Annotated in this window: 27 protein-coding genes and 1 pseudogene; 10 read left to right on the top strand and 18 right to left on the bottom strand. The window is 71.3% G+C overall.

What is annotated here, in order from left to right; all coding sequences use genetic code 11:
• Positions 1 to 80: 80 nt before the first annotated feature.
• The 4 genes from N7925_RS10485 to N7925_RS10470 all read left to right on the top strand — a co-directional run bounded on the left by N7925_RS10485 (position 81) and on the right by N7925_RS10470 (position 4091).
• Positions 81 to 1079 carry an NAD-dependent epimerase/dehydratase family protein gene (locus N7925_RS10485; protein ID WP_274343708.1) on the top strand — a complete coding sequence of 333 codons (999 nt, stop codon included), beginning with the start codon at positions 81 to 83 and terminating at the stop codon, positions 1077 to 1079.
• 115 nt (positions 1080 to 1194) lie between these two features.
• Entirely contained in the window at positions 1195 to 2829 is a 1635-nt protein-coding gene (locus N7925_RS10480; RefSeq protein ID WP_274343707.1) for a choice-of-anchor A family protein, read from the top strand.
• 33 nt (positions 2830 to 2862) lie between these two features.
• On the top strand, positions 2863 to 3213 hold the full coding sequence (locus N7925_RS10475; RefSeq protein WP_274343706.1) for a DUF952 domain-containing protein: 351 nt from the start codon (positions 2863 to 2865) through the stop codon (positions 3211 to 3213).
• Positions 3210 to 4091 carry an SDR family oxidoreductase gene (locus tag N7925_RS10470; RefSeq protein WP_274343705.1) on the top strand — a complete coding sequence of 294 codons (882 nt, stop codon included), beginning with the start codon at positions 3210 to 3212 and terminating at the stop codon, positions 4089 to 4091. The genes N7925_RS10475 and N7925_RS10470 overlap by 4 nt, the downstream gene beginning before the upstream one ends.
• Before the next feature lie 15 nt (positions 4092 to 4106).
• Here N7925_RS10470 and N7925_RS10465 read toward each other — a convergent pair.
• The 14 genes and pseudogenes from N7925_RS10465 to sodN all read right to left on the bottom strand — a co-directional run bounded on the left by N7925_RS10465 (position 4107) and on the right by sodN (position 16516).
• Positions 4107 to 4933, bottom strand: a pseudogene (locus N7925_RS10465) (DUF1266 domain-containing protein).
• A 43-nt stretch (positions 4934 to 4976) separates the two neighbouring features.
• Complete coding sequence (locus tag N7925_RS10460; protein WP_265599393.1) at positions 4977 to 5651, bottom strand: response regulator; 675 nt, start codon at positions 5649 to 5651, stop codon at positions 4977 to 4979.
• Positions 5648 to 6982: a sensor histidine kinase gene (locus N7925_RS10455; protein ID WP_274346431.1), complete on the bottom strand. Its 1335-nt coding sequence runs from the start codon at positions 6980 to 6982 to the stop codon at positions 5648 to 5650. The genes N7925_RS10460 and N7925_RS10455 overlap by 4 nt, the downstream gene beginning before the upstream one ends.
• A gap of 28 nt (positions 6983 to 7010) precedes the next feature.
• Positions 7011 to 8195 (bottom strand): acyltransferase family protein, encoded by a 1185-nt coding sequence (locus N7925_RS10450; RefSeq protein ID WP_274343704.1) that lies wholly within the window; start codon positions 8193 to 8195, stop codon positions 7011 to 7013.
• Positions 8192 to 9157, bottom strand: a complete 966-nt coding sequence (locus tag N7925_RS10445) for an alpha/beta hydrolase (RefSeq protein WP_274343703.1) — start codon at positions 9155 to 9157, stop codon at positions 8192 to 8194. The genes N7925_RS10450 and N7925_RS10445 overlap by 4 nt, the downstream gene beginning before the upstream one ends.
• A 245-nt stretch (positions 9158 to 9402) precedes the next feature.
• Positions 9403 to 10275 carry an alpha/beta fold hydrolase gene (locus tag N7925_RS10440; RefSeq protein WP_274343702.1) on the bottom strand — a complete coding sequence of 291 codons (873 nt, stop codon included), beginning with the start codon at positions 10273 to 10275 and terminating at the stop codon, positions 9403 to 9405.
• Positions 10276 to 10488: 213 nt separating this feature from the next.
• Positions 10489 to 10692, bottom strand: a complete 204-nt coding sequence (locus N7925_RS10435; protein ID WP_265599389.1) for a DUF397 domain-containing protein — start codon at positions 10690 to 10692, stop codon at positions 10489 to 10491.
• A 5-nt stretch (positions 10693 to 10697) separates the two neighbouring features.
• On the bottom strand, positions 10698 to 13319 hold the full coding sequence (locus tag N7925_RS10430) for an ATP-binding protein (RefSeq protein WP_265599388.1): 2622 nt from the start codon (positions 13317 to 13319) through the stop codon (positions 10698 to 10700).
• Entirely contained in the window at positions 13316 to 13729 is a 414-nt protein-coding gene (locus N7925_RS10425; protein ID WP_274343701.1) for a hypothetical protein, read from the bottom strand. Before N7925_RS10425 ends, N7925_RS10430 begins: the two co-directional genes overlap by 4 nt.
• 463 nt (positions 13730 to 14192) lie before the next feature.
• Positions 14193 to 14504 carry a hypothetical protein gene (locus N7925_RS10420; protein WP_265599386.1) on the bottom strand — a complete coding sequence of 104 codons (312 nt, stop codon included), beginning with the start codon at positions 14502 to 14504 and terminating at the stop codon, positions 14193 to 14195.
• Positions 14476 to 15054 carry an RNA polymerase sigma factor gene (locus N7925_RS10415; RefSeq protein ID WP_265599385.1) on the bottom strand — a complete coding sequence of 193 codons (579 nt, stop codon included), beginning with the start codon at positions 15052 to 15054 and terminating at the stop codon, positions 14476 to 14478. The genes N7925_RS10420 and N7925_RS10415 overlap by 29 nt, the downstream gene beginning before the upstream one ends.
• A gap of 249 nt (positions 15055 to 15303) precedes the next feature.
• Positions 15304 to 15483, bottom strand: a complete 180-nt coding sequence (locus tag N7925_RS10410) for a hypothetical protein (RefSeq protein ID WP_274343700.1) — start codon at positions 15481 to 15483, stop codon at positions 15304 to 15306.
• Between the two features lie 86 nt (positions 15484 to 15569).
• Positions 15570 to 15878 carry a hypothetical protein gene (locus N7925_RS10405; protein ID WP_265599383.1) on the bottom strand — a complete coding sequence of 103 codons (309 nt, stop codon included), beginning with the start codon at positions 15876 to 15878 and terminating at the stop codon, positions 15570 to 15572.
• Positions 15879 to 16120: 242 nt separating this feature from the next.
• Positions 16121 to 16516 carry a superoxide dismutase, Ni gene (sodN, locus tag N7925_RS10400; RefSeq protein ID WP_003966342.1) on the bottom strand — a complete coding sequence of 132 codons (396 nt, stop codon included), beginning with the start codon at positions 16514 to 16516 and terminating at the stop codon, positions 16121 to 16123.
• 188 nt (positions 16517 to 16704) lie between these two features.
• On the opposite strand from sodN, the gene sodX reads away from it, so the two are divergent.
• On the top strand, positions 16705 to 17133 hold the full coding sequence (gene sodX, locus N7925_RS10395) for a nickel-type superoxide dismutase maturation protease (protein ID WP_265603824.1): 429 nt from the start codon (positions 16705 to 16707) through the stop codon (positions 17131 to 17133).
• On the opposite strand, the gene N7925_RS10390 is transcribed toward sodX, so the two are convergent.
• On the bottom strand, positions 17046 to 17666 hold the full coding sequence (locus tag N7925_RS10390; RefSeq protein WP_274343699.1) for a CGNR zinc finger domain-containing protein: 621 nt from the start codon (positions 17664 to 17666) through the stop codon (positions 17046 to 17048). The genes sodX and N7925_RS10390 overlap by 88 nt on opposite strands.
• Before the next feature lie 88 nt (positions 17667 to 17754).
• On the opposite strand from N7925_RS10390, the gene N7925_RS10385 reads away from it, so the two are divergent.
• The 3 genes from N7925_RS10385 (at position 17755) to N7925_RS10375 (ending at position 20022) form a co-directional block, all read left to right on the top strand.
• A complete protein-coding gene (locus tag N7925_RS10385; RefSeq protein ID WP_265599381.1) occupies positions 17755 to 18516 on the top strand; it encodes a class I SAM-dependent methyltransferase in 762 nt (253 codons plus the stop codon).
• Positions 18517 to 18730: 214 nt separating this feature from the next.
• Entirely contained in the window at positions 18731 to 19219 is a 489-nt protein-coding gene (locus N7925_RS10380) for a SigE family RNA polymerase sigma factor (protein ID WP_274343698.1), read from the top strand.
• Positions 19216 to 20022, top strand: a complete 807-nt coding sequence (locus tag N7925_RS10375; protein ID WP_274343697.1) for a hypothetical protein — start codon at positions 19216 to 19218, stop codon at positions 20020 to 20022. Before N7925_RS10380 ends, N7925_RS10375 begins: the two co-directional genes overlap by 4 nt.
• A gap of 90 nt (positions 20023 to 20112) precedes the next feature.
• On the opposite strand, the gene N7925_RS10370 is transcribed toward N7925_RS10375, so the two are convergent.
• Genes N7925_RS10370 through N7925_RS10360 form a run of 3 tightly spaced genes read right to left on the bottom strand, consistent with a single transcriptional unit; the run spans position 20113 to position 22833 of the window.
• On the bottom strand, positions 20113 to 20877 hold the full coding sequence (locus N7925_RS10370) for an amino acid ABC transporter ATP-binding protein (RefSeq protein WP_274343696.1): 765 nt from the start codon (positions 20875 to 20877) through the stop codon (positions 20113 to 20115).
• Entirely contained in the window at positions 20874 to 21842 is a 969-nt protein-coding gene (locus tag N7925_RS10365; RefSeq protein ID WP_265599378.1) for an amino acid ABC transporter permease, read from the bottom strand. Before N7925_RS10365 ends, N7925_RS10370 begins: the two co-directional genes overlap by 4 nt.
• Positions 21843 to 21870: 28 nt before the next feature.
• Positions 21871 to 22833 (bottom strand): ABC transporter substrate-binding protein, encoded by a 963-nt coding sequence (locus N7925_RS10360; RefSeq protein WP_265599377.1) that lies wholly within the window; start codon positions 22831 to 22833, stop codon positions 21871 to 21873.
• A 526-nt stretch (positions 22834 to 23359) separates the two neighbouring features.
• Here N7925_RS10360 and N7925_RS10355 point away from each other — a divergent pair.
• Together N7925_RS10355 and N7925_RS10350 are read left to right on the top strand one after the other, a co-directional pair.
• Positions 23360 to 24613, top strand: coding sequence for an NAD(P)-dependent malic enzyme (locus N7925_RS10355; protein ID WP_265599376.1), 1254 nt, complete (start codon positions 23360 to 23362; stop codon positions 24611 to 24613).
• A gap of 223 nt (positions 24614 to 24836) precedes the next feature.
• On the top strand, positions 24837 to 25805 hold the full coding sequence (locus N7925_RS10350) for a zinc-binding dehydrogenase (RefSeq protein WP_274343695.1): 969 nt from the start codon (positions 24837 to 24839) through the stop codon (positions 25803 to 25805).
• Positions 25806 to 25887: the final 82 nt, after the last annotated feature.

The raw sequence follows: 25887 nt of genomic DNA, 5'->3' as shown, positions 1-25887 counted from the left end.
GCCTCGCGACGGTGAGTTCCCCGTTCTGCTGAGAGCGTGCTCGTGTTCCCCCGCCGCCTTCCGGTGGGCAGAGTCGTCCCATGAGGCTTCTGATGCTGGGCGGTACGGAGTTCGTCGGACGGGCCGTCACCGACGCCGCGCTGGAGCGGGGCTGGGACGTCACGGTGTTCCACCGGGGCCGCCACGCGCCCCCGCCCGGCGTGCGCGCACTGACCGGGGACCGGACCGCGGGCGAGCGCGGACTCGCGGCACTGGCGGAGAGCGGGCAGGACTGGGACCTGGTCGTCGACACCTGGAGCGGCGCCCCCGCAGCCGTCCGGGACGCCGCCCGTCTGCTGTCCGGCCGGGCCGCGCACTTCAGTTACGTCTCCAGCCGCTCGGTGTACGCCCATCCGGCCGCCCCTGGGCTCGACGAGGACGGCCCGCTGGTGGCCGGCGCCTCGCCCGACGACGGCGCGGACGTGCCGTACGACCGGGCCAAGCGCGGCGGTGAGCTGGCCGCCCTCGACGCCTTCGGGGACCGGGCCCTGCTGGCGAGGGCCGGGCTGATCATCGGCCCCGGGGAGAACATCGGCCGGCTGCCCTGGTGGCTGTCGCGGATCGCCCGGGGCGGACCGGTGATAGCCCCCGGCCGGCCCGGGACCGAGCTCCAGTACATCGACGCCCGGGACCTGGCGGACTGGATCCTGGACGCGGCGGCGGGCGGGCTGCACGGCCCGTACAACACCGTCAGCCGCCCCGGCCACACGACCACGGGCGAGCTGCTGGAGGCCTGCGTACGCGTCACCGGGTCCGACGCCGAACTGCGCTGGACCGATCCGGAGGTCCTGCTGGCCGCCGGGGCCGAGCCCTGGAGCGACCTGCCGATCTGGCTCCCGCCGGGCGAGCTGTACGACACGCTCCACCGGGGCGACCCCACCAAGGCGTACGCCGCGGGGCTGCGCTGCCGCCCGGCCGGGGAGACCGTCGAGGACACCTGGGCCTGGCTGCGCGCCCTCGGTGGCGTGGCACCCCAGCGCCCCGACCGCCCGGCCGTCGGCCTCGACCCCGCGCTGGAGGCGAGGCTGCTGGCTCTCTGACGCACCGCTTGCGCCTGCGTGTCGCGGCGAAGAAACCTCCTATAGGCCTACACGAAGGGGCAAGAGCGGCGTGTCATACAAAATGACTAAGTGTTAACCATGCATATTGCGCGGCATGGAACAGAAGGCGCGCAGGCGCGGCAACGCAATCCGGGCAGCAGTGACAGTGGCCACGGCCGCGGCGATGGTGGGCGTGCTGGCCCCGGCCGCGGGTGCCGATCCGCTGCCGGGCGGACTGGGACCCTGCCTCGGCAGCTCCTGCCCGCCCAGCTGGAACGACCCCAACAACGGCCCGGTCACCAACTTCGACAGCAACATCAACGTCTACGTCGGCGGGGACTTCCTGGTCCGGGAGGCAGCGGCCGAGGCGGAGGGGAAGGTCGTCACCCTCGGCAACTTCGACATGGACAAGCGGGACGGGGTCTCGCAGGTCTACAACGTCGGTATCGCGGGCGTCGGTTCGCGGGTGCCGCCGCCGGACGGCTCCGACTACCTGACGGCGGGCGGCGACGTGACCATCGCCGCCGGCGAGCGCCTGCTCGCCGAGGAGGGCACGCACTCCGGCCGCGTCGCGTACGCGGGTGACCTCACGGGCACGGTGAACCCCACCACCGCCCCGCGCTTCGACGAGGACGCGGCCGCCCCGTACACCGGGCTGCGCCCGCAGCTCACCGAGGCCAGCCAGTGCTACGCGTACGACGGCGACGAGCACCGGGAGGCGACGGGCACCTGGGTGAAGACCGGTGACGTCATGACGTTCACCGGTGACGGCTCGTCCGCGATCCAGATCTTCGACGTGGACGCGGACCTGGAGTCGGAGGCGGGCGGCAATACGGGGTTCGTTTTCAACGGCATCCCCGAGGGCGCGACGGTCCTCGTCAACGTCTACGGCGACACCCGCAGCGTCGCCACGTTCATGGGCTCGTTCCCCAACGAGGGCCTCCGCGAGAACCTGCTGTGGAACTTCCCGGACGCCACCGACCTGTCCATGAGCGGTCCGGCCCAGTTCGAGGGAAGCGTGCTGGTCGGGCAGCCGACGAGCACCACCGTGCTCAGCATGAGCGGCACCAACGGCCGCTTCTACACGGCGGGTTCGCTCACCCACACCTCGGCGGGGGCGTCGGGCGGCCAGGAGATCCACGCGTACCCCTTCGACGGCGACCTGCCGACCTGCTCGCCCGACCCGACGCCGACGCCGACGGACCCGACGCCGACCCCGACGGATCCCACGCCGACGCCGACGGATCCCACGCCGACGCCGACGGACCCGACGCCGACGCCGACGGACCCGACGCCGACGCCGACGGACCCGACGCCGACGCCGACGGATCCCACGCCGACGCCGACGGATCCCACGCCGACGCCGACGGATCCCACGCCGACGCCGACGGACCCGACGCCGACGCCGACGGACCCGACGCCGACCCCCACGGATCCCACGCCCACCCCGACCGACCCGACGCCGACGCCGACGGACCCCACGCCGTCTCCCACGGACCCCACGCCGTCTCCCACGGACCCGACGCCCACGCCCACCGACCCGACGCCCACGCCCACCGACCCGACGCCCACCCCCACCCGCACCGGCCACCCGCCGCACCCCACGCACTCGCCGAGCCACCCCGGTGAGCTGCCCGACACCGGCTCCCGGGGCGGCGAATGGATCATCGGGTCCATCGCGGCCGCGCTGGTCGCCGCCGGCGGCACGGTTCTCGTGGCCACGCGCAGGGCTCGTCGCCGCACCTTCTAGCAGGCGCCAACCACCGCCCGCTAGCGTGGTCCGATGACCGAACCGCTGCTGCACCTGGCCGAAGTACCTCTCTGGGAGGCGGCCCGCGGGACTGGGACGTACGAGATGTCCACCCGCGGCCGCACTCTCCAGGAGGAGGGCTTCATCCATCTCTCGCTGCCCCACCAACTCCCCGGTGTGGCCCGGACGCTGTACGGGGACGACGCCCGGGACCTCGTGGTCCTGGTCGTCGACCCCGCCCGCCTCGCCGACCCCGTCCGGTACGAGGCGATGAAGCCCGGCGGCGAGGAGTTCCCGCACCTGTACGGACCGCTCCCGGTGGGCGCGGTCGTGGAGGTGCGGCCCTGGGACGGAGGACGACGAGAGGAAGACGAACCCCAGTGATCGGCCCCCTCATCGCGGTGACCGGAGCGACCGGAGCGGTCGGCGGCCGGGTCGCCCGACGGCTGGCCCGGGCCGGCGTGCCCGTACGGCTCCTCGGCCGCGACCCCGCCCGGCTGCCCGACCTGCCCGGCGCCGACCACGCGCCCGCCGCCCGCTACGGCGACGCGGAGGCCATGCGCCGGGCCCTCGACGGAGCCCACACGTTGTTCCTGGTCTCCGCCCACGAAAGCCCCTACCGGGTCCGCGAGCACACCACGGCGATCGACGCCGCCGTGGCGGTGGGCGTGGAGCGGATCGTGTACGTGTCCTTCCAAGGGGCCGCGCCCGACGCCACGTTCACCTTCGCCCGCGACCACTGGGACACCGAGGCCCACATCCGTACGGCCGAGATCCGCCACACCTTCCTGCGGGACAACTGGTATCTGGCGGGGCTGCCCGCGATGACCGGGACCGACGGGGTGCTGCGCGGGCCGGGCGGCGACGGACGGGTGGCGGCCGTCGCCCACGAGGACATCGCCGACGCGGCGGCGGCCGTGCTGCTGGACGAGGGCACGGACCACGACGACCGGGTCCACGACCTCACCGGACCCGAGGCGTTCACCCTCGCCGAGGCGGCCGACGAACTGAGCCGGGTCACCGGGCGACCCGTCGTCTACGTCCCCGAGACGCGCGAGGAGGCCTACGCCTCCCGGGCCGGCCACGGGGCGGAGGAGTGGGAGGTGGCCGGCTGGGTCACCTCGTACGAGGCCATCGCCCAGGGCGAGCTGGCCGCCGTCTCCGACGCGGTGCCCACGCTCACCGGACACCCGGCGAAGAGCTTCGCGCAGTTCCTCGTGGAGAACCCGGACAGCTACCGTCATCTGCTGCCGGGCGGCTGACCTGGAGGCCCCGCCTCACCGCCACGGGATGTGACGCCACGGACTGCCCTCGCTCTCCGCCAGCAGGCGGTGGGCGAGGACGTTCTGTTCGTAGAACGGCCCGTACTCCTCCTCGTCGAACCGCAGGACCCGCCCCAGCGCGTACCCCGCCGAGAAGTCCTCCCAGGAACGGTGGGCCGACTTGCCGAGCGCCCCGGCGTACACGATCGCCTGTTCCGCGTCCGCCGGTGTGCAGTAGCGCGCCGACAGCCCCCAGCGCGCCAGGTTCACCGCCCGCCCGTAGTCGTACGCGACCGTCGTGCGCACCCGGCCGTCCGGCCTGTGACGGCCAGATGGGCGCCGAGCGCCAGCCCGTGGGCGAGCGGTCCGTGCAGCGGCCCGCCGTCGCCGGTGAGCAGGACGCCCCGCCGGGCCCCGCCGGAGTGCTCGTCCGCCCTCGCCCAGGCCTTCAGCCGCCTGGGCCGGGCGTCGACCATCGCCGCGTACGGGGTGCCGTGGTCCACCGCGAGCCGGCGCTCGTCGTACGGCCAGATCCGGGCCAGCTCGCCGAGACTCACCTCGCGGAAGACCCACTCCGGGTGCCAGGGCGGCAGCATGCCCGGGGTCAGGACCGTGACACAGGCCCGCCCCGAGGCCTCGTCGCGGATCGCGGGCAGAGGGGCTGTCCAGCCGGGGATGTCCGCGTGCAGCCGGGCGACGAGCACGTACAGCCGGGTCCGCGCGAGCAGCTCCACGACCGCGTCGGCGCTGCCGCCCGCGACGGCCGCGGACAGCGCGCGCTCGATCCCGGTGGGCGCCACCGCTGTGCCGCCCGCTGTTCCTGCCCCGTTCCCCGTCGTCACGGAGCCGATCCTACGAAACGGGCCCCGCGCCGGGCACGGGAGGTCAGAGCCCGGCCGGGCGCACCAGCCCCGACTCGTACGCGAACACCGCAGCCTGGGTCCGGTCGCGGATGCCCAACTTGACCAGGATCCTGCCCACATGGGTCTTCACCGTCTGCTCCGCCACGACGAGCTGCCGGGAGATCTCCGCGTTCGACAGGCCGCCCGCGATCAGCGTCAGCACTTCCGTCTCGCGCTCCGTCAGCTCCCCGACGCGCGCCTTGAGCGGTGGGCGCGGGGCCCCGGCCGTCCGGGAGAACTCCACGATGAGCCGCTTGGTGATGTTCGGGGAGAGCAGCGCGTCGCCCGCCGCCACCACCCGTACCGCGTGCGCCAGTTCGTCGGCGGAGGCGTCCTTCAGCAGGAAGCCCGAAGCGCCCGCGCGCAGCGCCTCGTAGACGTACTCGTCGAGATCGAAGGTGGTCAGCACGAGCACCTTCACCGTGGAGCCCTCGGGGGAGGTGATCCGCCGGGTCGCCTCGATACCGCCCAGCTCCGGCATCCGGATGTCCATCAGGACGACGTCCGGGGCGAGTTCGGCGACCTTGTCGACCGCGTCGAGCCCGTTGACGGCCTGCCCGACGACCTCGATGTCCGGCTCCGCGTTCAGCAGGACCGTGAAGCCCTGGCGGACCATCATCTGGTCGTCGGCGATCACGGCGCGGATGGGTGGTGTCATGGGGCGTCCTCGGTCGTCTCGGTTGTTCCGGTGGGCAGGAGCGCGGTGACTTCCCAGCCGCCGTCGGGCGTGGGGCCGGTGGCCAGCTCGCCGCCGAGCATCGCCGCGCGTTCCCGCATCCCGAGCAGGCCGTGGCGTACGCCGGGGGAGGGGGCGGCCGGGCGATCCGGCGGCGAGTTGACGACCCGGACGGTCAGCCCGGTGGGCCGGTGGCCGATCACCACCTCGGCGCTCGCGCTGGGCGCGTGGCGCATCACGTTGCTCAGGGCCTCCTGCACGATGCGGTACGCGGACAGCTCGACGCCCGGCGGGAGGGGGCGGGGATCGCCGGTCGTGGAGCAGGTGACGGCGAGACCGGCCGAGCGCACCGTGGCGAGCAGGCCGTCGAGGCCGTCGAGGCCCGGCTGCGGGGCATGCCGCGCGCTCTGCGACGGCGCGTCCTCCGAGCGCAGGACGCCCAGCACCCTGCGCAGCTCGGTGAGGGCTTCCAGGGCGTTCTCCCGGATGCCGGTCAGATTCTCCCGCAGCTCCTCGGTGGGGTGCTCCACCAGATGCGGGGCGACCTGCGCCTGGATGGAGATCACCGACATGTGGTGGGCGACCACGTCGTGCAGCTCGCGGGCGATCCGGTTGCGCTCCTCCAGCAGGGTGCGCCGGGCCCGCTCCTCGGAGGTCAGCTCGGCCTGGACGACGAGGTCCTTACGGGCCAGGCGCAGGCTGCGCAGTGCGGCGCCGAGGACGAGGGAGGTGGTGAACACGAGCACGGCCACGGCCGGAGTCACGTGCGGCAGCGGCGGCGTGCGCAGGGCGACGGACAGCGCCGCCGCCAGCGAGATCGCCAGCGCGGCCACCGCGCGGCGCGGCCGGACACGCAGCGCCAACAGGAACAGGGCGCCGCCCTGCAGGGCCGCTCCCGCGAAGGGGCTGGGATACAGGAACTCCAGCCCTGGGTACGGAGGGTGGCCCGGCGGGGCGGCGGCCACGGTGGCCGGCACCGACACGATCGCCAGCGCGGTCGCCGCCCACCAGGCGCCCACCGGACGGATCATGCCGGCCACCAGTGCCGCGGACTGCGCGACGGCCACCAGAACCGCCAAGCCGCTGACCGCGGTGCCGTACGGGGTGAGCTCGACGGTACGGATCACCGTGACGCCGACCGCGATGAGCACCAGCAGCACCAGGAACACCGGGCGCCACACCGGCGCGTTCGGCTCTCCCATGCGCGGCACCCGGTCGGCGGGCGCGGCCCACAACTCCTCGTACAGGGCGCGCGGCGCACGGCGCACCGCCGCCCGTGCCCGTACCGCCCTCGATGACGTCACCGCCCCCACCGTCCCCTCGGCTCCCTTGCTGCTCAGACTAGGCACGACGTGCGTGTCCCTTCCGCTCGGGGGAGGACTCCCGTAGGGACTCCTTGACGACGAGGGAGCCCCCGCCGTGACGTCGGCCGCCCTGCTCGTGACCCCGGAACGCGGCCCAGCACACCAGCAGGGCCAGCGCGAACACCGGCAGCCAGAGCAACCGGGCGAGCACCCAGCCGGCGCCCTCGGGCACGGTGTGCAGGCCCGGCAGCGGCCCGTCCGCGAGCAGCGCCGCACTCGTCGTGACGATGATCATCGCGGTCTGGTGCCACAGGAAGACGGTCATCGCCGACAGGTTCACCACCGCCACCACCGCCCAGAGGACGGGCCTCCGCAGCGCCCGGCGCAGGGGCCCGAGCAGCAGCAGCGCCGCTGCGCACTGCGCCAGGCCGAACGCCACGGCGGCCAGGCTCGGCGGATCAAGATTGGACATCCGGCCGCCCGGAACGCCGACCATGGCCGCCGGATACCCGGCCCACAGGACGAGCGCGACGGCCGCCGCGGCCCCGCCGAGCAGCAGAGCCCAGCGGCCCGTCCGCCCCCGCACCCCACCCCGGGCCACCAGCGCCCCCAGGCAGTAGGGCACCAGCCAGCCCGCGACCACGTTGATCCACCCCAGCTCGCGAGGACCGCCGAGGCCCAGGCGTACGAGGTCGACGTGGAGCACCAATACGAACGGCCACAGTGGGTGCAGCCGCGCCACCAGCGGAGTCAGCGCCGTCAGCGCGGCGAAGACCAGCAGGAACCACAGCGGGGACCAGACCAGCTTGACCAGCGCCCGGACCGTCGACTCGCCCACCCCGGCCACCAGCATCGCGGCCGCCGCGAGCGCCCACACCACGAGCACCGCCGCCACCGGCCGGAACAGTCGCCCCAGCCGGCCGCGCACCCACCGCCCGTACGGGACGCCGCGCTGCCGGGCCGATGCCCAACTCCCCGCCGCCACCTGCCCGCCCACCAGGAAGAACACCGCGAGGGTCTGGAACACCCAGGAGACCGGGGTGAGGTGAGGCAGATACGTCAGCGGGCTCGCCCCGCGCACCGTGCCGCTGTCGGTGACCAGCGCGGTCACCAGCCAGTGCCCGCCCACCACGCCGAGGATCGCCAGGGCCCGCAGGGCGTCGACGGCCCGGTCCCGGCCCGGCGGGGTCGCGGCCTCGATCCGTGCGACGAGACCAGTCATCGGGAGGCCTCCAGCGGTTCGGCGCCCGCCGTGATCCGGGCCAGGTTCGTCAAGGAGCGCGAACCGGGCAGCAGATAGTCGCTGTGGCCGCCGCCGCCCGCGTCGAACACCTCGGCCCCGAACCGGTCCGCCACCGGATCGGCCCCGAAGCCGACCGTCGCGAGGAACGGCACCCGCACCCGGGTATGGGGCACTTGGGCGATCCAGTCCCCGTCGCTCCGGCCCGCCCACACCCGGGCCCCGGTGCGCAGCGAGGCGGCGTCCGGGGCTCCGACCCCGGGGCTGCCGTAGAGGACGAGGGCATCGGCCGCCGTCCCCGGCGCGGACCGGGCGCAGATCACCGAACCGTAGGAGTGGCAGAGCAGGCTGATCCGGGCGCCGGGGAGCACCACGCGCAACCCGTCCACCAGTGCGCGCAGCGCCGGCGCGGCCTCGTCGGCCCGACCGGTGGTCAGCGCGGCCGGGCTGACGGTGGCGGGCGAGCGGTAGCCGAGCCAGACGACGACGGCCGCGCCCTCCCCCGACTCCCGGTGCAGCGCCCGGGCATCACGCCGCAGCCGCCAGTACGCGTCAAGACCGACGCCGGCACCGGGCACCAGCACCGCGATCCGCCGGGCCGTGGACAGGTCCCCGACGACCTCCGTGCTCCGGCCGCCGTCCCGCCCGTCGAAGCCGAGGAACTGCCGCCCGGGCTCGGCCATCTCCCGCAGCGAGGCCGCCCGCCGGAGGTCCCCGTGCTCCTCCGCCGCCCCTTCGGCCGCCCGGATGTCCTGCCGGCTCACCGCGTACCGCCGGGCGAGCGCCGCCGGCCCCGCGTCCCGCAGCGGCCCATGAGCGGTCGGCGCGGGGGCGGGCACGGCGGCGGGCCGGGCCGCTCCGGACACCGGCACGGCCACCGCGAAGGTGACGAGTGCGGCGAGTAGGGCGCGGAGCCGGCGGGGGCTGCGCGGGCGGTCGGGCATGGGGTGAGGTCCTTCCGTACCAGGGGCATCGGTTGCTTCCGGTACAGAAGTTATGGACGGGGGCCGGTAGTCGGCGTCCCGCTGGAGGGGGCACCTGCGGGGTGGCTCTCAGGTATGACGCGGGGGACGCGGGCGGGGGCGGGTCGGCCGGGTCCCGCCGGTGGGGCGCGGTGCGAGCGGTGCGTGCCCTGCGGTGTCGGCCCGGCCGGAGGGCGGCAGTCAGCCCCGGCCCGTGCGGCGCGGCGTCAGCCCCGGCCGGTGTGCTCCAGGATCGCGCCGACGAGCGGGGCGTGCACCTCGCGGGGGAGCGCGTGGCCCATGCCCGGTATCTCGACGAGCCGCGCGCCGCGGATCGCCTGGGCGAGGTGTTCGGCGTGCGGGGGCGGGAAGACGGGTTCGGCGCGGGCCGAGACGACCAGGGCGGGCACGCGGGTCCTGGCGAGCTGCTCGGTGCGGTCCATCCCGGAGTAGTCGGCGCGGGCGTGCGCGGAACCGGCGCGGTGATGCCCGGTGTGCTCGATGATCCGGCGCTCCAGGGCCCGGGCGCGATCGGCGTCGAAGGGGATCACGCTGCCGCCGAGCGCCCGCCAGTGCTCCACGCGCCGCTCCAACTCGGCCTCGGGCCCACGGTCCTCCACGGGCCGGGCCCACAGCTCCAGCAGGGCGGGGGCGACGCCGGGAAGCTGCTCGGGCGGGACACGGGCGCCGTCCGGGGCGGTGTAGGGGACGGAGCTGAGCGCTCGCGTCCCGAACACCGTGGCGCTCAGCAGCCGCTCGGGGTGGTCGGCGATCAGCAACTGGGCGAGCATGCCGCCCAGCGACATCCCCACGATGTGTGCGCGCTCCACACCGAACGCGTCGAGCACGGCCACGGCGTCCTCGGCCAGTGCGGTGAGCGGGTAGGGCCGCTCGTCGAAGGCCCAGGTGGACCGGCCGGTGTCCCGGTGGTCGTAACGGATCACGCGATGCCGGGCGGCGAGCAACTCCACCAACTCGTCGGGCCAGCCGAGCCCGGACGCCTGCGCACCCATGACCAGCAGCAGGGCGGGGGCGTCGGGTGCGCCGTGCTCCTGGGCCCACAGGCGCACGCCGGGGGCGACTTCGACGAAGCGTTCCATGGTGGACCTCGCTGTCCTGGTGAATCGACAGAAGAGACGAAACGTTGCGTCTCGCTATGAGAGTAGTGCATCGCCGGGTGCGAGGCCAGTGGCGGCAGAAGGAAGGACCCGGCAGTCCAGCCGCACGCGGGCCGGGCTGCCGGGGTCGTGCACCGCCGGTCGACGGGCCTGATAGTGCTCGGTGAACCGCCGGGTCGTCCCGGACTGACCGGACTAAGGAGTGTCGCTCCTCGTCATGGAAGTGAAGGCACTCCACGCTGTTCCGGAGAACCGCAGTACGGATCCGCCTGGTTCCTTCGAATCACGTATCGCTATTCCTTCTCCTTCGAGTGTGGCGGCCTCCACGCATCCCTGAGACCCTCCTGGCCCAGGAGGCTCACTCCTGGAACTCTTGAACCAATTGAGCTCCGTGTTCATGTCCGTCACCTTCTCTTCCGCTCCTCGGGTGCCTCTGGTTCGGAGAATTCCGCTTCCAGCTCCGCACGGAAGGCGTCGGCTGATGCCGCTTCCGCGACGCCGATCGTGCGATAGATTTTCAACGCCTGCCGGATGGTAATGAGTGCGGACCGGCGGTCGCCGAGGTGCGCCTGGCATCGGGCGGTGCCCTCGATCGCCTCTGCCTCGGTGAACGGGTTGCCGACCTGCCGGGCGAGGCGTCGAGCCCGGCTGAAATTGCCCAGCGCCTCGGTTGGATCCGTCTCGGCCCGGAGTGTCCCCATGCTGTACACGACTTGGGCTTCTCCATCAGGATCCCCTGATGCACGGAAGAGTTCCCACGCCCGTCGGTACAGGTCGGCGGCGGCAGGGCTGCCGGCCGCCTGCTCCAGGCGGCCGACGGCGTGGAGTGTATTCGCCTGTCCGAGCCGGTCACCGACCGAGTCGTAAAGGGTCAGGGCTCGCTGGAGGAATGCGGAGGCCGCGATACGATCGCCTGTCGTCTCCGCCAGGCGGCCCAGGTCGTGGGACGTGTTCGCCTGTCCCAGACGGTTGCCGACCGTTTCGTAGAGAACCAGTGCCTGCCGGTGTGATGCGAGGGCCGCGGCATTGTCCCCGACCACCTGTTCCGCACGTCCGATGTCGTGCAGTGCGTGCGCCTGGCCCAGGCGATTCCCGATACTCGTGTAGAGCAGCAGAGCCTTCTGGTGAAGATCGGCCGAGAGGCTGTACTCACCTGTTGCGTAGCGGGCCTGCCCAAGCATATTGAGAGCGTTCGCCTGTCCGATGGGGTTTCCCGTCTGCCGGTATAAGCTCAACGCCCTCAGGTGCAATTCCGCCGCCCCCGCATAGTCTCCCGTGGCCTGCTTTATCCGCCCCAGGCCGAAGAGGCTGATCGCCTGCCCCAGTCGACTTCCGAGCTGTTCGTGAAGCGCCAGCGCCTTCTGTTGCAGTTCTACGGCTTCGGATCCGCGCCCCGTGATCTGCTGTGCATTGCCCAGCATATTCAGGGCGTTGGCCTGCCCCAGTGAGTTTTCGAGTGTCCGATAGAGGTCCAGTGCCAAGCGAAGGGTGTCCTCGGCGGTCGCGTAGTCACCCATAGCGGATTCAATCCGCCCGAGGTCGAACAGGGCGTTCGCTTGTTCGAGGGAGGCGCCGGAGTCCCGCGCCGATTCGGCAGCCGCTCGATGAAGCGACGCGGCTTCCGGCCAAGGGCCCTCTTGCCGCAGGTGAGACGCCAGCGCGGCCGTAAGCCCTCTTCTGTGCCGACTCGCGTTCTGGGATTCCGTTTCCATGCAAGCCAGCAGGTTGGCACGTTCGGTGCGCATCCACTCCAGAGCCTGTTCATGGCTGTGCACGTCCGGGACGGCGAAGGTGGAGGGGCAGGAAGGCCCGGGGCGTTCGACGTCGGTGAGATATCGGTCCGCCGATTCCGCCGCCTGCTGATAGTAGGCCTGCATGCGTGCGATCGTTCGGTCCTGCTCAAGTGTGGGATCTCCGGACGAGAGTGTCCGGGCGAACGCGCGGATGAGGTCATGGAACCTGTAGCGGTAGGTGGATATTTCGTCGACGAGGTGTTCCGAGTGCAGGAAGTCCAGCATGCGCCGTGCCTGAGCCACTGAGATGTTGCCCAATGCCGCCGCGGCGAAGGGGTCGATATGTACTCCGGCATGCATGCCCAGGCAGCGGAAGAAGCGCTGCCTGTCGGCGGGAAGCGCACGGTAGGACAGGTCGAACGCGGCGGCCACCGCACGGTTGCCGGCCTGGAGCTCGTCCAGGCGGTCCAGCGCTGTGGTGAACTCGCCGACGAAGGCCGTGAGCTCACGGTCCGGGTGATGCGCCAGACGAGATGCGAGCAGGTTGATCGCGAGGGGCAGGTGACCGCACGCGGCGACTGCGTCGCTGATGGTGTCGCTGTTCGAGTCCGTCCGCTCGCGCCGTGTGAGGCGGACGAAGAGGTCGCTCGCCTGGTCGGGGGGCAGCGTCCCCAGGGACGTCAATGCCGCCCCGTCCAGGCCCAGGAGGCGTCGGCGGCTGGTGATCAGGACCAGGTTGGCACGGTGGGACGGCAGGAGCGGTTCGACCTGGGCCACGTCGGCGGCGTTGTCCAGGACGAGCAGTACGCGGCGACCGGCGAGCCGGTCGCGCCACAGTGATGTGCAGGCCTCCAGGCTGCCCGGTACGTCCTTGGGGGCAATACCGAGGCCGACGAGAAGGGTGGTCAGAACCCCTTGTGGGTCCGCCGGCTGGCGCCCGGGAGTGTGTGCGTGCAGGTCGACGAAGAGCTGCCCGTCCGGATACCGGTCGGCAAGGATATGGGCGATACGGGTGACCAGAGCCGTCTTGCCGACTCCGGGCATGCCGTCGATTGCGTGCATGGTCAACGCCCCGGAGGACACGGTGTCCGCGCGCATGATGCGCAGGAGTTCACTGTCGCGGCCGGTGAAGGCCGCGATGTCACGGGGGAGCGTGCGCAGTGCGACGACGGCGTCGGGCGGCGGTGGGGCAGCGAATGTCGCGTGCATGTCGTTGCCCGCGACAAAGATCTGAGCATGTCCCTCGCCGTGGATCTCCTGCCGAACCCCGGCATCGCCGCTCAGCTCGCTCATGAGCCAGTGATGTGCTGGTCCCGTCCGGCCATGAAAATCCGCGCGTTGTCCCGTGCGTCCGCCTTCATGGTGACCACTGGAGTATCCCGGTCGTTGGCGGAGGAGGCTGCCGGAGTGAGCCGGTCAATCAACTCTCGTATTTCGGACGCCATGTGAGGGTCTGAGTCGAGCAGCCGCTGAAAACGTTCTCCCCATGCCACGGTCAAGGCGTCCTCACCCGGCTGATCTCCCTCCTGACCTGTGGCCAGGACCTGGGTGCGAAGGTGATCAAGGGCGGCATCCAGGCCGTCTGTTCGATTCGCGTGACGTTGCCTCCACCAGTCGGCCACGGTGTCACGACAGTGCTGCCAGCTGTCAGTGGCCATTGCTGCGACAAGTGCGCTGCCTGCCGCCAGCGTAAGGGGATCCATACCCTTCACCTCCCCTGCGAGTGCGGAGACGCGATCGGCCTCAGAACGATCGGTGTTAGCGCGCTACCTACCCAACCAGGCCCGAAAATAAGCCTGACGAGAGGTGATCGACAACGTCAGCGGGGCGCAGGAAAGGCGGCTTTCCGCCGGGACCGAGCCGGCTGGGAACGCAGCGTGGGGGGTGCGTCAGGGCCTCGTCGGTCTCGCGGTTGCGCGCGGTTTGATCACCTGACCCCGAGGAGAGCCGGTGGGCGGCGAGATCGCGGGCGCGGTGCCGCAGGGCGGCGGCGATGTTGTCGATTCGTCACCGCCGCAGCATCCCGGTCGCCAGGTTCCGCAAGGGTCGAAAGACCCGGCATGTTGCCGGTGCCCGCCTTCGTGGGGGTCCCTGCCGGCCGGTGGCCGGTGCAGTGTCCTCGGCGGACGCGGTGTCCCGGACGCAGGCACCGAATCCACGGCTCTGCTATAGCGAGACCGATGCGGTCGGGCGCTCCTCGTGGTCCCGATCCGCGACGGTCAGCTTGCACTGGCCGTCCTCGCAAGCGCGCTGCAGGCGGCCCCGCGAGATGGTCTGGATCAGGCCGATGGTCCAGCACATCGGGCAGCCGCGCAGTGCCAGTACGCCGACCGGCAGGAGCAGCAGGCCGGCCGGGCCGACGGTCGGGATGCACGCGACCGAGCCGATCAGGCTGCCGAATCCGATCACGCCCCGGACCAGGTGGCGGGGCAGGGACGAACTCGCGAAGTCAGGGCCGTCGGCTTTGGTTGTCGTCATGGGTGTCTCCAGGCGCGGGTTCGGGTGGGACACGGAGGGACTGCTGAACCGCAGTGCGGGCGCGGTGCAGACGGGATTTCATCGCGGCGGTACTGAGGCCGAGCGCCTCGGCGACCGTTCGTCCGCTGTAGCCCTGAATGTCCCGCATGATCAACACGCGGCGCTGCTCGGCCGGCAGAGCGGCGATGGCCGCCGCCACCTTGCCCGCCTCGATGCGTTGCAGAACCACTTCCTCGGCCGAGCGCACGGCGGCATCCGGCAGGGGTGCGTGGGCCCGCATCGTCCGCGCACGGCGCAGGCACTCGTTGCGGACGATGCGGAACATCCACGACGCCAGTGCGCCGGACGCCCGTAGCATCCCGATCTTCCGATAGAGGATGATCAAGGCTTCTTGCGTCGCGTCCTCGGCATCCTCAGGAGTGGCGCAGAGCGAGCGGGCGAATCGCCGCACGTTCGGGTGCGCATCCGACACCAACGCGGTGATCGAATCGGCGTCGCCGCGCTGGGCGGCGACAATCAGCTGCTCACCGGGCCAGGACGAGTCAGCCACGGGCTTGCTTTCGCTTGCGCATGACGAAGTAGCTGCACGTGCAGAGCAGCACGGCTCCGGCGGCGATGGCGATACCTATGATCATGACGACCTCCTGATCCCGTCCCGACGTTTGTCGGCCCATGTATAGGAGGCGCGGGCCCGCCGAAAGGATTCGGCCTGCGCCCGGAAAAGTTGATCGCGTCGTGCAACATCAGCTTCAGCACAGGGGCAGGGCTCCGTCGTTCCCTCGCGACCGGCGCGGAGTGGTCACGTGAGTCCGGGGGGCGTCGGCGGCCGGGCCATGTCCCGGCCGTGGCGGCGCAGGCCTTCGGCGATGTTTCCGCAGCCCGTCATCCGAAGAGCGCCGATCTCGAGGTTGCGCAGGGAGGCCATCGCCCGCGGCGCGCTGCCGGTCCGTACCCGTGAGGCGTCCTCTCCGAACGTCACATCCCGCACATGGTGCTCTCGATTCTCCATGGCCCAGCGCCCGCGCGCGCGTTCGGCCGGGTCAGCAGCTGTTGCCTGGTGAACCGTCAGACGGGGGACGGCGTAGACGCGTTCCAGCGTGACCTTCCCGGTGCGCACGGTGCGTGCCGCCGCACGATCTGCAAGGCCTGGTCGGCGTGCGGGAAGGGCAGGCCGGGCACGGCGATGGCCGCCCGCGGCGGGAGGGCTGCCGAAGGGCGGGCCCGGCCGCGTCGCGGGTCGGGCAGCAGGGCGAGAGTGTCCAGCAGGCCGGGAAGGTGCTCGGGGGCGTCGGCAGGGAGCTGGCGAGTCGGTCCAGCACGGCGGGGATGGGCGACGATGGTGCGGTAGGCACGGCCTTCCGTTGCAGTGATCATGGATTTCGACACTCAATGATCACCGGGAACCATGCCTGTTGCTGTGCCTGCCGCTCGGAGGAAGGCAAGCCCTCGACTACCTCCGCGCTCATCTCCGGCGGGGTGAGCGCCAAGCCGCTGCCCGGGCGAAGAAGACCGCACCCGGCCCACCGTGGACGCCATGCTCGGCGGCCTGCGGACCGGGTGCGGACAGTTAAGCGGCATGACCCGCGAAAACACAGGTCAGGCCGCCTAGCTGTAGATCAGGCCTTCTTGGTCTCCCAGAAGATCCGGTCGACCTCGGCGATGAGGTCCAGAGCCTTCTGACCCGTCTTCGGGTCGTTCGAGCCCTTGGCCGCGGAGAGCGCCTTCAGGGTGTCGTTGATCAGCTGGTGCAGCTCCGGGTACTTCTCGAAGTGCGGGGGCTTGAAGTAGTCGCTCCAGAGCACCGAGACGTGGTGCTTCGCGAGCTCGGCGCGCTGTTCCTTGATCAGGACGGCGCGGGTGCGGAAGTCCGCGTCCTCGTTGGCCTGGTACTTCTCCTGGACGGCCTTGACCGACTCGGCCTCGATGCGGGCCTGGGCCGGGTCGTACACGCCGCAGGGCAGGTCGCAGTGGGCGCTGACCTTCACCTTGGGGGCAAACAGGCGGGAAAGCATGGAGCTGTCCTCCTCGTGATCGTCTTCTCAGGTGGGACATTACTCCGTGGAGCGCCGCTTTCCGTGGCTGCCCCAGGGGCTTAGGTCAAAAGTCCGGTGTGAGAATCGGGCCGTCGGCCGAACGTACGGAGTGACGCTCGGGCGATGTGCTGACGATGTGGTGGAGGAGGAACCGGGAGGTGCCGGAGATGCCGGAGCGGCGACAGGTGTCCGGAGGCGCGCGGGTGACGCGGCGTCCGTTGCGGGTGGTGGAGGTGACGGGCCCCTCCATGGTGCCCACGCTCTACCACGGCGACCTGCTGCTCGTGCAGTACGGGGCGCCCGTGAGCCCCGGTGACGTGGTGATCCTGCGACACCCCTTCCAGCAGGACCTGCTGGTGGTCAAACGGGCCACCGAGCGGCGGCCCGGCGGCTGGTGGGTGCGGGGCGACAACACCTTCGCGGGCGGGGACAGCACCGACTACGGGACCGTGCCGGAGGAGCTGGTGCTGGCCCGGGTGCGGGCGCGCTACCGGCCCCTGGCGAAGGGTCAGCGGTCGGTGACGGCGGTGCTGGGCTGGGCGGTCTCCGCGCTGCGGCCGGTGCGCTCGGCCTCCTCGCGCTTGCGGGCCCGGTAGGCGGCCACGTTCGCGCGGGTCGCGCAGCGGTCCGAGCAGTAGCGCCTGGAGCGGTTGGTGGAGGTGTCCAGGTAGGCGTTGCGGCACGGCGCCGCCTCGCACAGGCCGAGGCGGTCCACGCCGTGCTCGGTGAGGTGGAAGGCCAGGCCCATCGCCGCGATGGCCGCGTAGCCGGCGGTCGCGTTCGACGGGTGGTCGGCCAGATGCATGTGCCAGTCCGGCCTGCCGTCCTGGTCGCGTGCGTCGTGCCCCGAGATCTGCGGGCTCACCGGGAACTCCAGCAGCAGCGAGTTCAGCAGGTCGACCGCGAGCGTCTCGTCGTCGCCGTCCGCCGCCTCGAAGACCGCGCGCAGCCGTGCCCGTACGGAACGGAACCGGGTCACGTCCGCGTCCGTCGTCCGCCGCGCCGCCTGCTGATTGGCTCCGAACAGCTCCCGGACCGCCTCGACGGAGGTGAGGGCGTCCTTGTTGCGGGCCGGCTCCTCGGTGTTGACCAGGCGCACGGCGTAGTCCGAGTAATAGGCCAGTTCCACTTGTAGTCCTTACGGGGTCGGTCTAGAGTCGGGGTGTCGGCCAGTGTAATGGTCGATTGACGTAAACGGGCATTACGTGGAGGTTGGCGTGACGGAGACGGCTACGGGCACCGACTGGCAGTCCTGGCAGGAGAGCTGGGACCGGCAGCAGGAGTGGTACATGCCCGACCGCGAGGAGCGGTTCCGGGTGATGCTGGACATGGTCGAGGCGGTCGTCGGACCGGAACCGCGGGTCCTCGACCTCGCGTGCGGTACGGGAAGTATCACGGACCGGCTCCTCAAGCGGTTCCCGAACGCCACGAGTACCGGAGTCGATCTCGACCCCGCGCTCCTGGCCATCGCCCGCGGCACCTTCGACGGCGACGACCGGGTCGCCTTCGTCACCGCCGATCTCAAGGACCCCGACTGGACGGCCGGGCTGCCCCACACCTCGTACGACGCCGTCCTCACCGCCACCGCCCTGCACTGGCTGCACAGGGACCCGCTCGCCACGCTCTACGGGCAGCTCGGCGGCCTCGTCCGGGACGGCGGGGTGTTCATGAACGCCGACCGTACGATCGACCCGGCCACCCCCCGGATCAACGCCGCCGAACGCGTCCACCGGCACGCCGCGATGGACCGCGCCAAGGCCGCCGGGGCGCTGGACTGGGCCGAGTGGTGGGCCGTCGCCGCGAAGGACCCCGTCCTGGCCGCGCCCACCGCCGAGCGGTTCGCGATCTACGGCGAGCACGCGGACGGCGACATGCCCTCCGCCGACTGGCACGCCCGCACCCTGCTGGCCTCGGGCTTCGGTGAGGCCCGCGCGGTCTGGGCGTCCCCCTCGGACACCCTGGTCCTCGCCGTGAAGTAGCCGCCCGAAGCAGCCGCTCGCGAACAGCGGCAGCCGCACGGCGGTGAGAGGGGCGGTACGGGCTTCGGGCCCGTACCGCCCCCTTTTTCTTCGTCGATGCCCGCAACCTCCGCCGGGGCCCGGCGCACTGGAAGGGTGAGACGGTCCGCCTCCGCGGGCCGGGGAGTGCGGAGCGAAGGGGGCAGGGAATTGTCAGTTCCGGGGAGGGGTCCGTATGCGGGCCGATGACGACGCGGCGCTGCACGACTTCGTCGAGGGCCGGCGCACCGCGCTGTTCCGCAGCGCCTACCTGCTCTGCGGCGACCGGCACGAGGCCGAGGACCTCGTCCAGAGCGCCCTGGTCAAGGTCGTCCTCGGCGGCCGGAGGCACGGGCGGCTCGACAACATCGAGGCGTACGCCCGTAAGACGCTGGTCAACACGTTCATCGCGAGCCGGCGCAGGTTCTGGCGGCGGGAGCGGGCGTACGGCGAACTGCCCGACCGCCCGGGGAACACGGCCGACACGGACACCGGTCTGGTCGTCAGGGAGGCGCTCGCCCGGCTCACGGCCAGACAGCGGGCGGTGCTGGTGCTCCGTTACTGGGAGGACCTGAGCGTGGAGGCCACGGCCGAGGCGCTCGGGATGCGGACGAACACGGTCAAGAGCCACACGGCTCGGGGCCTGGCGGCGCTGCGCGCCGGGATGGCGGAGGAATTGGTATGAACGACGTCCGAGAACTGCTCGACCGAGCCGCCGAGGGAGCGGGGAAGCCCACGCTCTCCGCCGGGGCCGTGTACGCGAAGGCCGCCCGGATCCGCAGGCGCCGCCGCGTCGCCGCCTCCACCGCCGTCCTCGCGGTGGTCGCCGCCGGGGCGTTCGCCCTGCCCCGGACGGGCGGCGACGAGGACGCCGCGCACACCTCGGTGGCGTCGGCCGGGCCGTCCGCCTCCCCGACGCCGTCGGCATCGGCATCGGCTCCCGCGTCGGACAAGGCCGAACGGCTGGCCGCGCTGCTGCCGCCGGACGTGGGGGAGATCGAGGAGGTCTCGCTCGCCGTGCTCATCAAGAAGGCGACACCCGAGCAGGCGCACACCACCTACCTCGGTCCGCTGGACGGGCACTACGCGTTCCGCCGGGACGGCGGCGTCGGCTATCTGGTGCTCGCCCTGGAGGACCGGGAGGCAGTGGAGAAGAAGATGGGCCGCCCGGCCGATCCGGACGAGGATCTCTGCGTCCGGGTGGGCCAGGAACCGTCCCGTTCCGACTGCGAGCGGGAGGTGCTCCCCGACGGCCGGACCCTGACGACGTGGCACGACACGATGGACGTCGAGGGTGAGGACAGCGTCGACTGGGGGCCCGAGCTGGTCGGCCGGCTCATCCAGCGGGACGGCTCGCAGTTCCTCGTACGCTCCAGCACCGGCTTCGAGGGCGACGGCACCCAAGGGCCGCTGCTGTCGGAGCCTCCGCTCTCCCGGCAGCAGCTGAAGCAGCTGCTCACCGGCCCGGAGGTGCTGCCGACGGGCTGAGGGTGCGCACGCGCGGGAGCGCGGCGGGCGGCCGGACGCGCGGGAGGGCGGTGCGGGACCACGGTCCGCACCGCCCTCCCGTACGCGGGCCTACAGCACCTTGGACAGGAACGACTTCGTCCGGTCGTGCTGCGGGTTGGTCAGCACGTCACGCGGGTGGCCCGACTCGACCACCACGCCGTCGTCCATGAAGACCAGCGCGTCTCCCACCTCGCGGGCGAAGCCCATCTCGTGGGTGACGACGATCATCGTCATACCGTCCTCGGCCAGACCGCGCATGACGTCCAGGACGTCGCCGACCAGCTCCGGGTCGAGCGCGGACGTCGGCTCGTCGAAGAGCATCAGCTTCGGCTCCATCGCCAGCGCGCGGGCGATGGCCACACGCTGCTGCTGCCCGCCGGAGAGCTGGGTGGGGTAGCTCCCCGCCTTGTCGGAGAGGCCCACCCGGTCCAGCAGCTTCTCGGCGCGGGCCCGGGCCACGGCCCTGGACTCGCCCTTGACCTGGACCGGGGCCTCCATGACGTTCTCGATGGCCGTCATGTGCGGGAACAGGTTGAAGCGCTGGAAGACCATGCCGATGTCGCGCCGCTGGAGGGCGACCTCGCTGTCCTTCAGCTCGTAGAGCTTGTCGCCCTTCTGCCGGTAGCCGACCAGCTCGCCGTCGACCGAGAGCCGGCCGGCGTTGATCTTCTCCAGGTGGTTGATGCACCGCAGGAAGGTCGACTTGCCGGAGCCGGACGGGCCGATCAGGCAGAACACCTCTCGCGGGGCGACCTCCAGGTCGATGCCCTTGAGGATGTGGGCCGCGCCGAAGGACTTGTGGACGCCCTCGGCCTTCACCATGGGGGTGGTCATGCGGAGACACCTCCGGAGGGCCGGTTACTGAACGCGGCGAGGTTGACCTTGACGCGCTGGAGCGGCGTGAGCGGCAGCGAGCGGAGCGCGCCGCGGGCGAAGCGGCGCTCCAGGTAGTACTGGCCGACGCTGAACACGCTGGTCATCACGATGTACCAGATGGACGCGACGAACAGCATCTCCATCACCGCGTACGACGTGGAGCCGATCTGCGAGGTGGAGCGGAGCAGTTCGTTGTACGTGACGGCGTAGACGAGCGACGAGGTCTTCAGCATGTTGATGAACTCGTTGCCGGTCGGCGGGATGATCACGCGCAGCGCCTGCGGGAGGACGACACGGCGCATGGTCTTGCCCTGGGTCATGCCCAGCGCGTGCGAGGCCTCGGTCTGGCCCTCGTCGACCGACTGGATGCCGGCCCGGCAGATCTCCGCCATGTAGGCGGCCTCGTTCAGCGCGAGCCCCAGCAGGGCGCACATGAACGGGGTCATGACGTCCGTCATCTCGTCCTTGTAGATGAACGGGATGTTCAGGACCGGGAAGATCAGTGCCAGGTTGAACCAGAGCAGCAGCTGTACGTAGACCGGGGTGCCCCGGAAGAACCAGATGTACAGCCAGGCCACCCAGCTGGTGACGGGGTTCTTCGACAGCCGCATCACGGCCAGCACGACGCCGAGGATCACGCCGAGCACCATCGCGAGGACGCTGATCAGCAGGGTGCGGCCCGCACCGGCGACGACCGTGCTGTCGAACAGCTTGTCGCCCACGGCGTGCCACTGGATGTTGCCCTGCGAGAAGGCGTACCCGAGGGCGACGAGGAGGCCGATGACCACGACGCCGCTGATCCAGCGGCCGACATGGCGGACCGGAATGGCCTTGATGCTCTCCGGGGCCGGGGTGGCGCCCTTGGAGACGGACACCGGGCCGGCCGGTGAACCGGCGGGTGTCTTGTCGAACTTGTCAGTCATGGTGACTGCCCTTCAGTGGAGCGTCCGGTCACTTGCCGCCGTTGATGGCGGCCTTGTCGATCGCTCCCGTACCGGCGCCCCACTTGTCGAGCACCTTCTGGTACGAACCGTCGGCGATGATCGCGTCGACGGCCTCCTTCAGGGCGTCGCGCAGCCCGGTGTTGTCCTTCTTGACGGCGATGCCGAACGGGCCGGCGTCGACCTGCTCGCCCACGACCTCGAACGCCTTGCCGCCGTCGGCCTTGCGGGCCAGGTCGACCGCGACCGGGTAGTCGTTGACGCCGGCGACCGCACCGCCGGACTTGACGCGGGTCTGCGCCTCGGTGTCGTTCTCGAACGACTCGATCTTGACGGCCGCCTTGCCACCGTCCGTACAGGCCTTCGACTGCGTCTTGAGGGCCTTCTCGTACGTGGTGCCGCGCTGCACGGCCGCGGCCTTCCCGCAGAGGTCCTCGATGGACTTGATGTTCTGCGGGTTGCCCTTCTTCGTGTACACGGCGGTGCCGGCGAGGAAGTAATCGACGAAGTCGACGCCCTCACCCAGCTTCTTGCCCGATTCGTCCAGGCCCTCCTGGCGCTGCTTGTTGTCCGTGATCGACGACATCGCGATGTCGTGACGCCCACTGTTCAGGGCGGTGATCAGGCCGTCGAAGGAACCGGAGGTGAACTCGAACTTCACCCCGAGCTGCTTGCCGAGGGCCTCGGCGAGATCGGGGTCGACACCCACGATCTTTCCGTTCTCGACGGACTCCATCGGGGCGTATTCGGCATTCGTGCCGACCTTGATCACACCGGACTTCTGGTACTTCTCGGGCAGCTTCGAGAAGAGCGGCGCGCCGCTCTTGGTCTCCTTGCCGCTGCCTCCCTCCTGGGAGGAGCTGTCTGTCTGGTCGCCACAGGCGGTGAGCAGCAGGGAGCCGGCGACCGCGATGGCGCCGATCGCCGCAATCCGGGACTTCGCGGTCGTACGACGCGTGATGCTTGCGGTCATGTCGGGATCCTCCGGCAGGTGAGGGTGAGGTGCTGGTGGGCGGCTTGGCACGCACCTTCGAGTGTCGCCACCTTGTGTGATGACGGCATCCTGCCATTTGGACTGGCTCATTCAGGGGTCCGGCCATGTCAAAATCGGATAACGGGCGACCCCCGAACATCAACGGCCGGTGCGCGAGGACCGGACCATCTGTGGGGATTCATTCCCTCTGCCGGAGAATCTTCGGCTTGTCTCGACTAGTGGGCGGCATTTATGCCGGTTTGCCGACTTGTCCAGATATTCGACTATGAGTCACGTCACCGCGTCGATATGGACTCGTCCGTAACACCGTTCGTCCGGTAAGAAAGACGTTTACACCCCTCATCCGGGGCTCAGGGCGCGTGTGCGGCGCGCCCGCGCGTATGTACCTCATTCCCTGCCGGGGCGGGCCGACCGCCCGGTGCGGGGCACGTACGCGGTGCCCGCCCACCCCTCCTCAACCAGGAGTGGCCACCCTCAAACGATGAAGACTTAAGGGGTCAACACCATGGCAGCGGAGATCGTCAATCCTCGCAGCGACAGCACCATCGACAGCACCGCGGACAGCGGCATCCAGCGCACGAGCGCCGTGGACACCGGGGCCGACGAGCCCTTCGATCCGGCCTTCGCCCTCCACCGGGGCGGGAAGATGGCCGTGCAGGCCACCGTCCCGATCCGGGACAAGGACGACCTTTCCCTGGCGTACACGCCCGGTGTGGCGAAGGTGTGCAGCGCCATCGCCGACAACCCCGAGCTCGTCCACGACTACACCTGGAAGTCCCAGGTCGTGGCCGTCGTGACGGACGGCACCGCCGTGCTCGGCCTCGGCGACATCGGGCCCGAGGCGTCCCTCCCCGTCATGGAGGGCAAGGCCATCCTCTTCAAGCAGTTCGGCGGCGTCGACGCGGTGCCGATCGCGCTCGCGACCACCGACGCCGACGAGATCGTCGAGACCGTCGTCCGGCTCGCCCCCTCGTTCGGCGGGGTGAACCTGGAGGACATCTCGGCGCCCCGGTGCTTCGAGATCGAGCGCAAGCTCCAGGAGCGGCTGGACATCCCGGTCTTCCACGACGACCAGCACGGCACGGCCGTCGTCACCCTCGCCGCCCTGCGCAACGCCGCGAAGCTCTCCGGGCGGACGCTCGGCGATCTGCGCGGGGTCATCTCCGGCGCGGGCGCGGCGGGCGTGGCCATCGCCAAGTTCCTGCTGGAGGCGGGGATCGGCGACATCGCGGTGGCCGACCGCAAGGGCATCGTCAGCCGCGACCGCGACGACCTCACCGAGGTCAAGCGCGAGCTGGCCGAGCTGACCAACCGGGCGGGCCTCTCCGGCTCGCTGGAGCGGGCGCTCGCCGGTGCGGACGTCTTCATCGGCGTCTCGGGCGGTACGGTCCCGGAGGCGGCGGTGGCCTCGATGGCCCCCGGCGCGTACGTCTTCGCGATGGCCAACCCGAACCCGGAGGTCCACCCGGACGTCGCGCACAAGTACGCGGCGGTCGTGGCGACCGGGCGGTCGGACTTCCCGAACCAGATCAACAACGTGCTGGCGTTCCCGGGCATCTTCGCGGGCGCGCTCCAGGTCCGGGCCTCCCGGATCACCGAGGGCATGAAGATCGCCGCGGCGAACGCGTTGGCCGACGTGGTCGGCGACGAGCTGGCGGCGGAGTACGTGATCCCGTCGCCGTTCGACGAGCGGGTCGCCCCGGCGGTCACCGCTGCGGTGGCCGCGGCGGCCCGTGCGGAGGGTGTGGCTCGGCGCTGATGCCGCGTTGAGCGGTTGTGGGTGGCGGGGCCTGTACGCGTACGGGCCCCGCCCGCTTTCTGCCTGCATTTCAAGCCCCTGCGGCGATTGAGCAGCGGGGGTCTGGGGGCGGAGCCCCGGGGCGCTGCCCCGAACCCCGCTCCTCAATCGCCGGAGAGGCTTGATGCGCGCGTCACACATGTAGGCGGTTCCGTGGCCGCCCCACCGCGCCTATCGTCGAGCCATGTTCGCCGCCTACGCAGCCCGCATCGATCCCGACCAGCCCCTCGACGGCCTGGAGCTGGGGGACCGCCCGGCCCCCGAGGCGCGTCCCGGGTGGACCACCGTCACCGTCCGGGCCGCCTCCCTCAACCACCACGACCTCTGGTCCCTGCGGGGCGTGGGCCTCTCGCAGGACCGGCTGCCGATGATCCTCGGCTGCGACGCGGCCGGCGTCGACCCGGACGGCAACGAGGTCGTCCTGCACTCCGTCATCGGGCAGTCGGGGCACGGCGTCGGGCCGAAGGAGCCGCGCTCCATCCTCACCGAGCGCTACCAGGGCACCTTCGCCGAGCAGGTCACCGTCCCCACCTGGAACGTCCTGCCCAAGCCGAAGGAGCTCAGCTTCGCGGAGGCCGCCTGCCTGCCGACCGCCTGGCTCACCGCGTACCGGATGCTGTTCACCAACGCCGGGGTACGGCCCGGCGATTCCGTGCTCGTCCAGGGCGCCGGCGGCGGGGTCGCCACCGCCGCGATCGTGCTCGGCAAGGCCGCCGGGCTGCGGGTCTTCGCCACCAGCCGGGACAAGGCCAAACGTGAGCGGGCGGTCGAACTCGGGGCGCTGGAGGCGTACGAGCCCGGCGTCCGGCTGCCGCAGCGGGTGGACGCCGTCATCGAGACCGTGGGGGCCGCCACCTGGTCCCACTCCGTGAAGTCGCTGCGCCCGGGCGGCACCCTCGTCATCTCCGGGGCCACCAGCGGAGACCGGCCCGCCCACGCCGAGCTGACCCGGATCTTCTTCCTGGAACTGAAGGTCGTCGGCTCCACCATGGGTTCCAAGGACGAGCTGGAGGACCTGCTCGCGTTCTGCGCGACCACCGGGGTGCGCCCGGTCATCGACGAGGTGCTGCCGCTGGACCGGGCCAGGGAGGGCTTCCGGCGGCTGGAGTCGGGCGACCTGTTCGGGAAGATCGTGCTCACCCCGGGCTCCTAGCTCCCCCACCAACGCGTCGACAAGGCGTACTTGAACAAGTGTCAACTTTGCTGATGGGATGCCGCCCATGCGAATGGGCAGA

This window comes from Streptomyces sp. CA-278952 (assembly GCF_028747205.1).
Taxonomy (GTDB): domain Bacteria; phylum Actinomycetota; class Actinomycetes; order Streptomycetales; family Streptomycetaceae; genus Streptomyces.
This window is presented reverse-complemented; position numbering and strand designations above follow the sequence as displayed.

Bases quoted from the DNA above. Each gene is read 5' to 3' on its own strand.
- N7925_RS10480 (WP_274343707.1), top strand. From the start codon at position 1,195: ATGGAACAGAAGGCGCGCAGGCGCGGCAACGCAATCCGGGCAGCAGTG.
- N7925_RS10445 (WP_274343703.1), bottom strand. From the start codon at position 9,157: ATGCCCGACCGCCCGCGCAGCCCCCGCCGGCTCCGCGCCCTACTCGCC.
- N7925_RS10450 (WP_274343704.1), bottom strand. From the start codon at position 8,195: ATGACTGGTCTCGTCGCACGGATCGAGGCCGCGACCCCGCCGGGCCGG.
- N7925_RS10375 (WP_274343697.1), top strand. From the start codon at position 19,216: ATGAACGACGTCCGAGAACTGCTCGACCGAGCCGCCGAGGGAGCGGGG.
- sodN (WP_003966342.1), bottom strand. From the start codon at position 16,516: ATGCTTTCCCGCCTGTTTGCCCCCAAGGTGAAGGTCAGCGCCCACTGC.
- N7925_RS10355 (WP_265599376.1), top strand. From the start codon at position 23,360: ATGGCAGCGGAGATCGTCAATCCTCGCAGCGACAGCACCATCGACAGC.
- N7925_RS10440 (WP_274343702.1), bottom strand. From the start codon at position 10,275: ATGGAACGCTTCGTCGAAGTCGCCCCCGGCGTGCGCCTGTGGGCCCAG.
- N7925_RS10425 (WP_274343701.1), bottom strand. From the start codon at position 13,729: ATGGATCCCCTTACGCTGGCGGCAGGCAGCGCACTTGTCGCAGCAATG.
- N7925_RS10460 (WP_265599393.1), bottom strand. From the start codon at position 5,651: ATGACACCACCCATCCGCGCCGTGATCGCCGACGACCAGATGATGGTC.
- N7925_RS10435 (WP_265599389.1), bottom strand. From the start codon at position 10,692: ATGAACACGGAGCTCAATTGGTTCAAGAGTTCCAGGAGTGAGCCTCCT.
- N7925_RS10420 (WP_265599386.1), bottom strand. From the start codon at position 14,504: ATGACGACAACCAAAGCCGACGGCCCTGACTTCGCGAGTTCGTCCCTG.
- N7925_RS10350 (WP_274343695.1), top strand. From the start codon at position 24,837: ATGTTCGCCGCCTACGCAGCCCGCATCGATCCCGACCAGCCCCTCGAC.
- N7925_RS10485 (WP_274343708.1), top strand. From the start codon at position 81: ATGAGGCTTCTGATGCTGGGCGGTACGGAGTTCGTCGGACGGGCCGTC.
- N7925_RS10405 (WP_265599383.1), bottom strand. From the start codon at position 15,878: ATGATCACTGCAACGGAAGGCCGTGCCTACCGCACCATCGTCGCCCAT.
- N7925_RS10430 (WP_265599388.1), bottom strand. From the start codon at position 13,319: ATGAGCGAGCTGAGCGGCGATGCCGGGGTTCGGCAGGAGATCCACGGC.
- N7925_RS10365 (WP_265599378.1), bottom strand. From the start codon at position 21,842: ATGACTGACAAGTTCGACAAGACACCCGCCGGTTCACCGGCCGGCCCG.
- N7925_RS10370 (WP_274343696.1), bottom strand. From the start codon at position 20,877: ATGACCACCCCCATGGTGAAGGCCGAGGGCGTCCACAAGTCCTTCGGC.
- N7925_RS10360 (WP_265599377.1), bottom strand. From the start codon at position 22,833: ATGACCGCAAGCATCACGCGTCGTACGACCGCGAAGTCCCGGATTGCG.
- N7925_RS10380 (WP_274343698.1), top strand. From the start codon at position 18,731: ATGCGGGCCGATGACGACGCGGCGCTGCACGACTTCGTCGAGGGCCGG.
- sodX (WP_265603824.1), top strand. From the start codon at position 16,705: ATGCCGGAGCGGCGACAGGTGTCCGGAGGCGCGCGGGTGACGCGGCGT.
- N7925_RS10475 (WP_274343706.1), top strand. From the start codon at position 2,863: ATGACCGAACCGCTGCTGCACCTGGCCGAAGTACCTCTCTGGGAGGCG.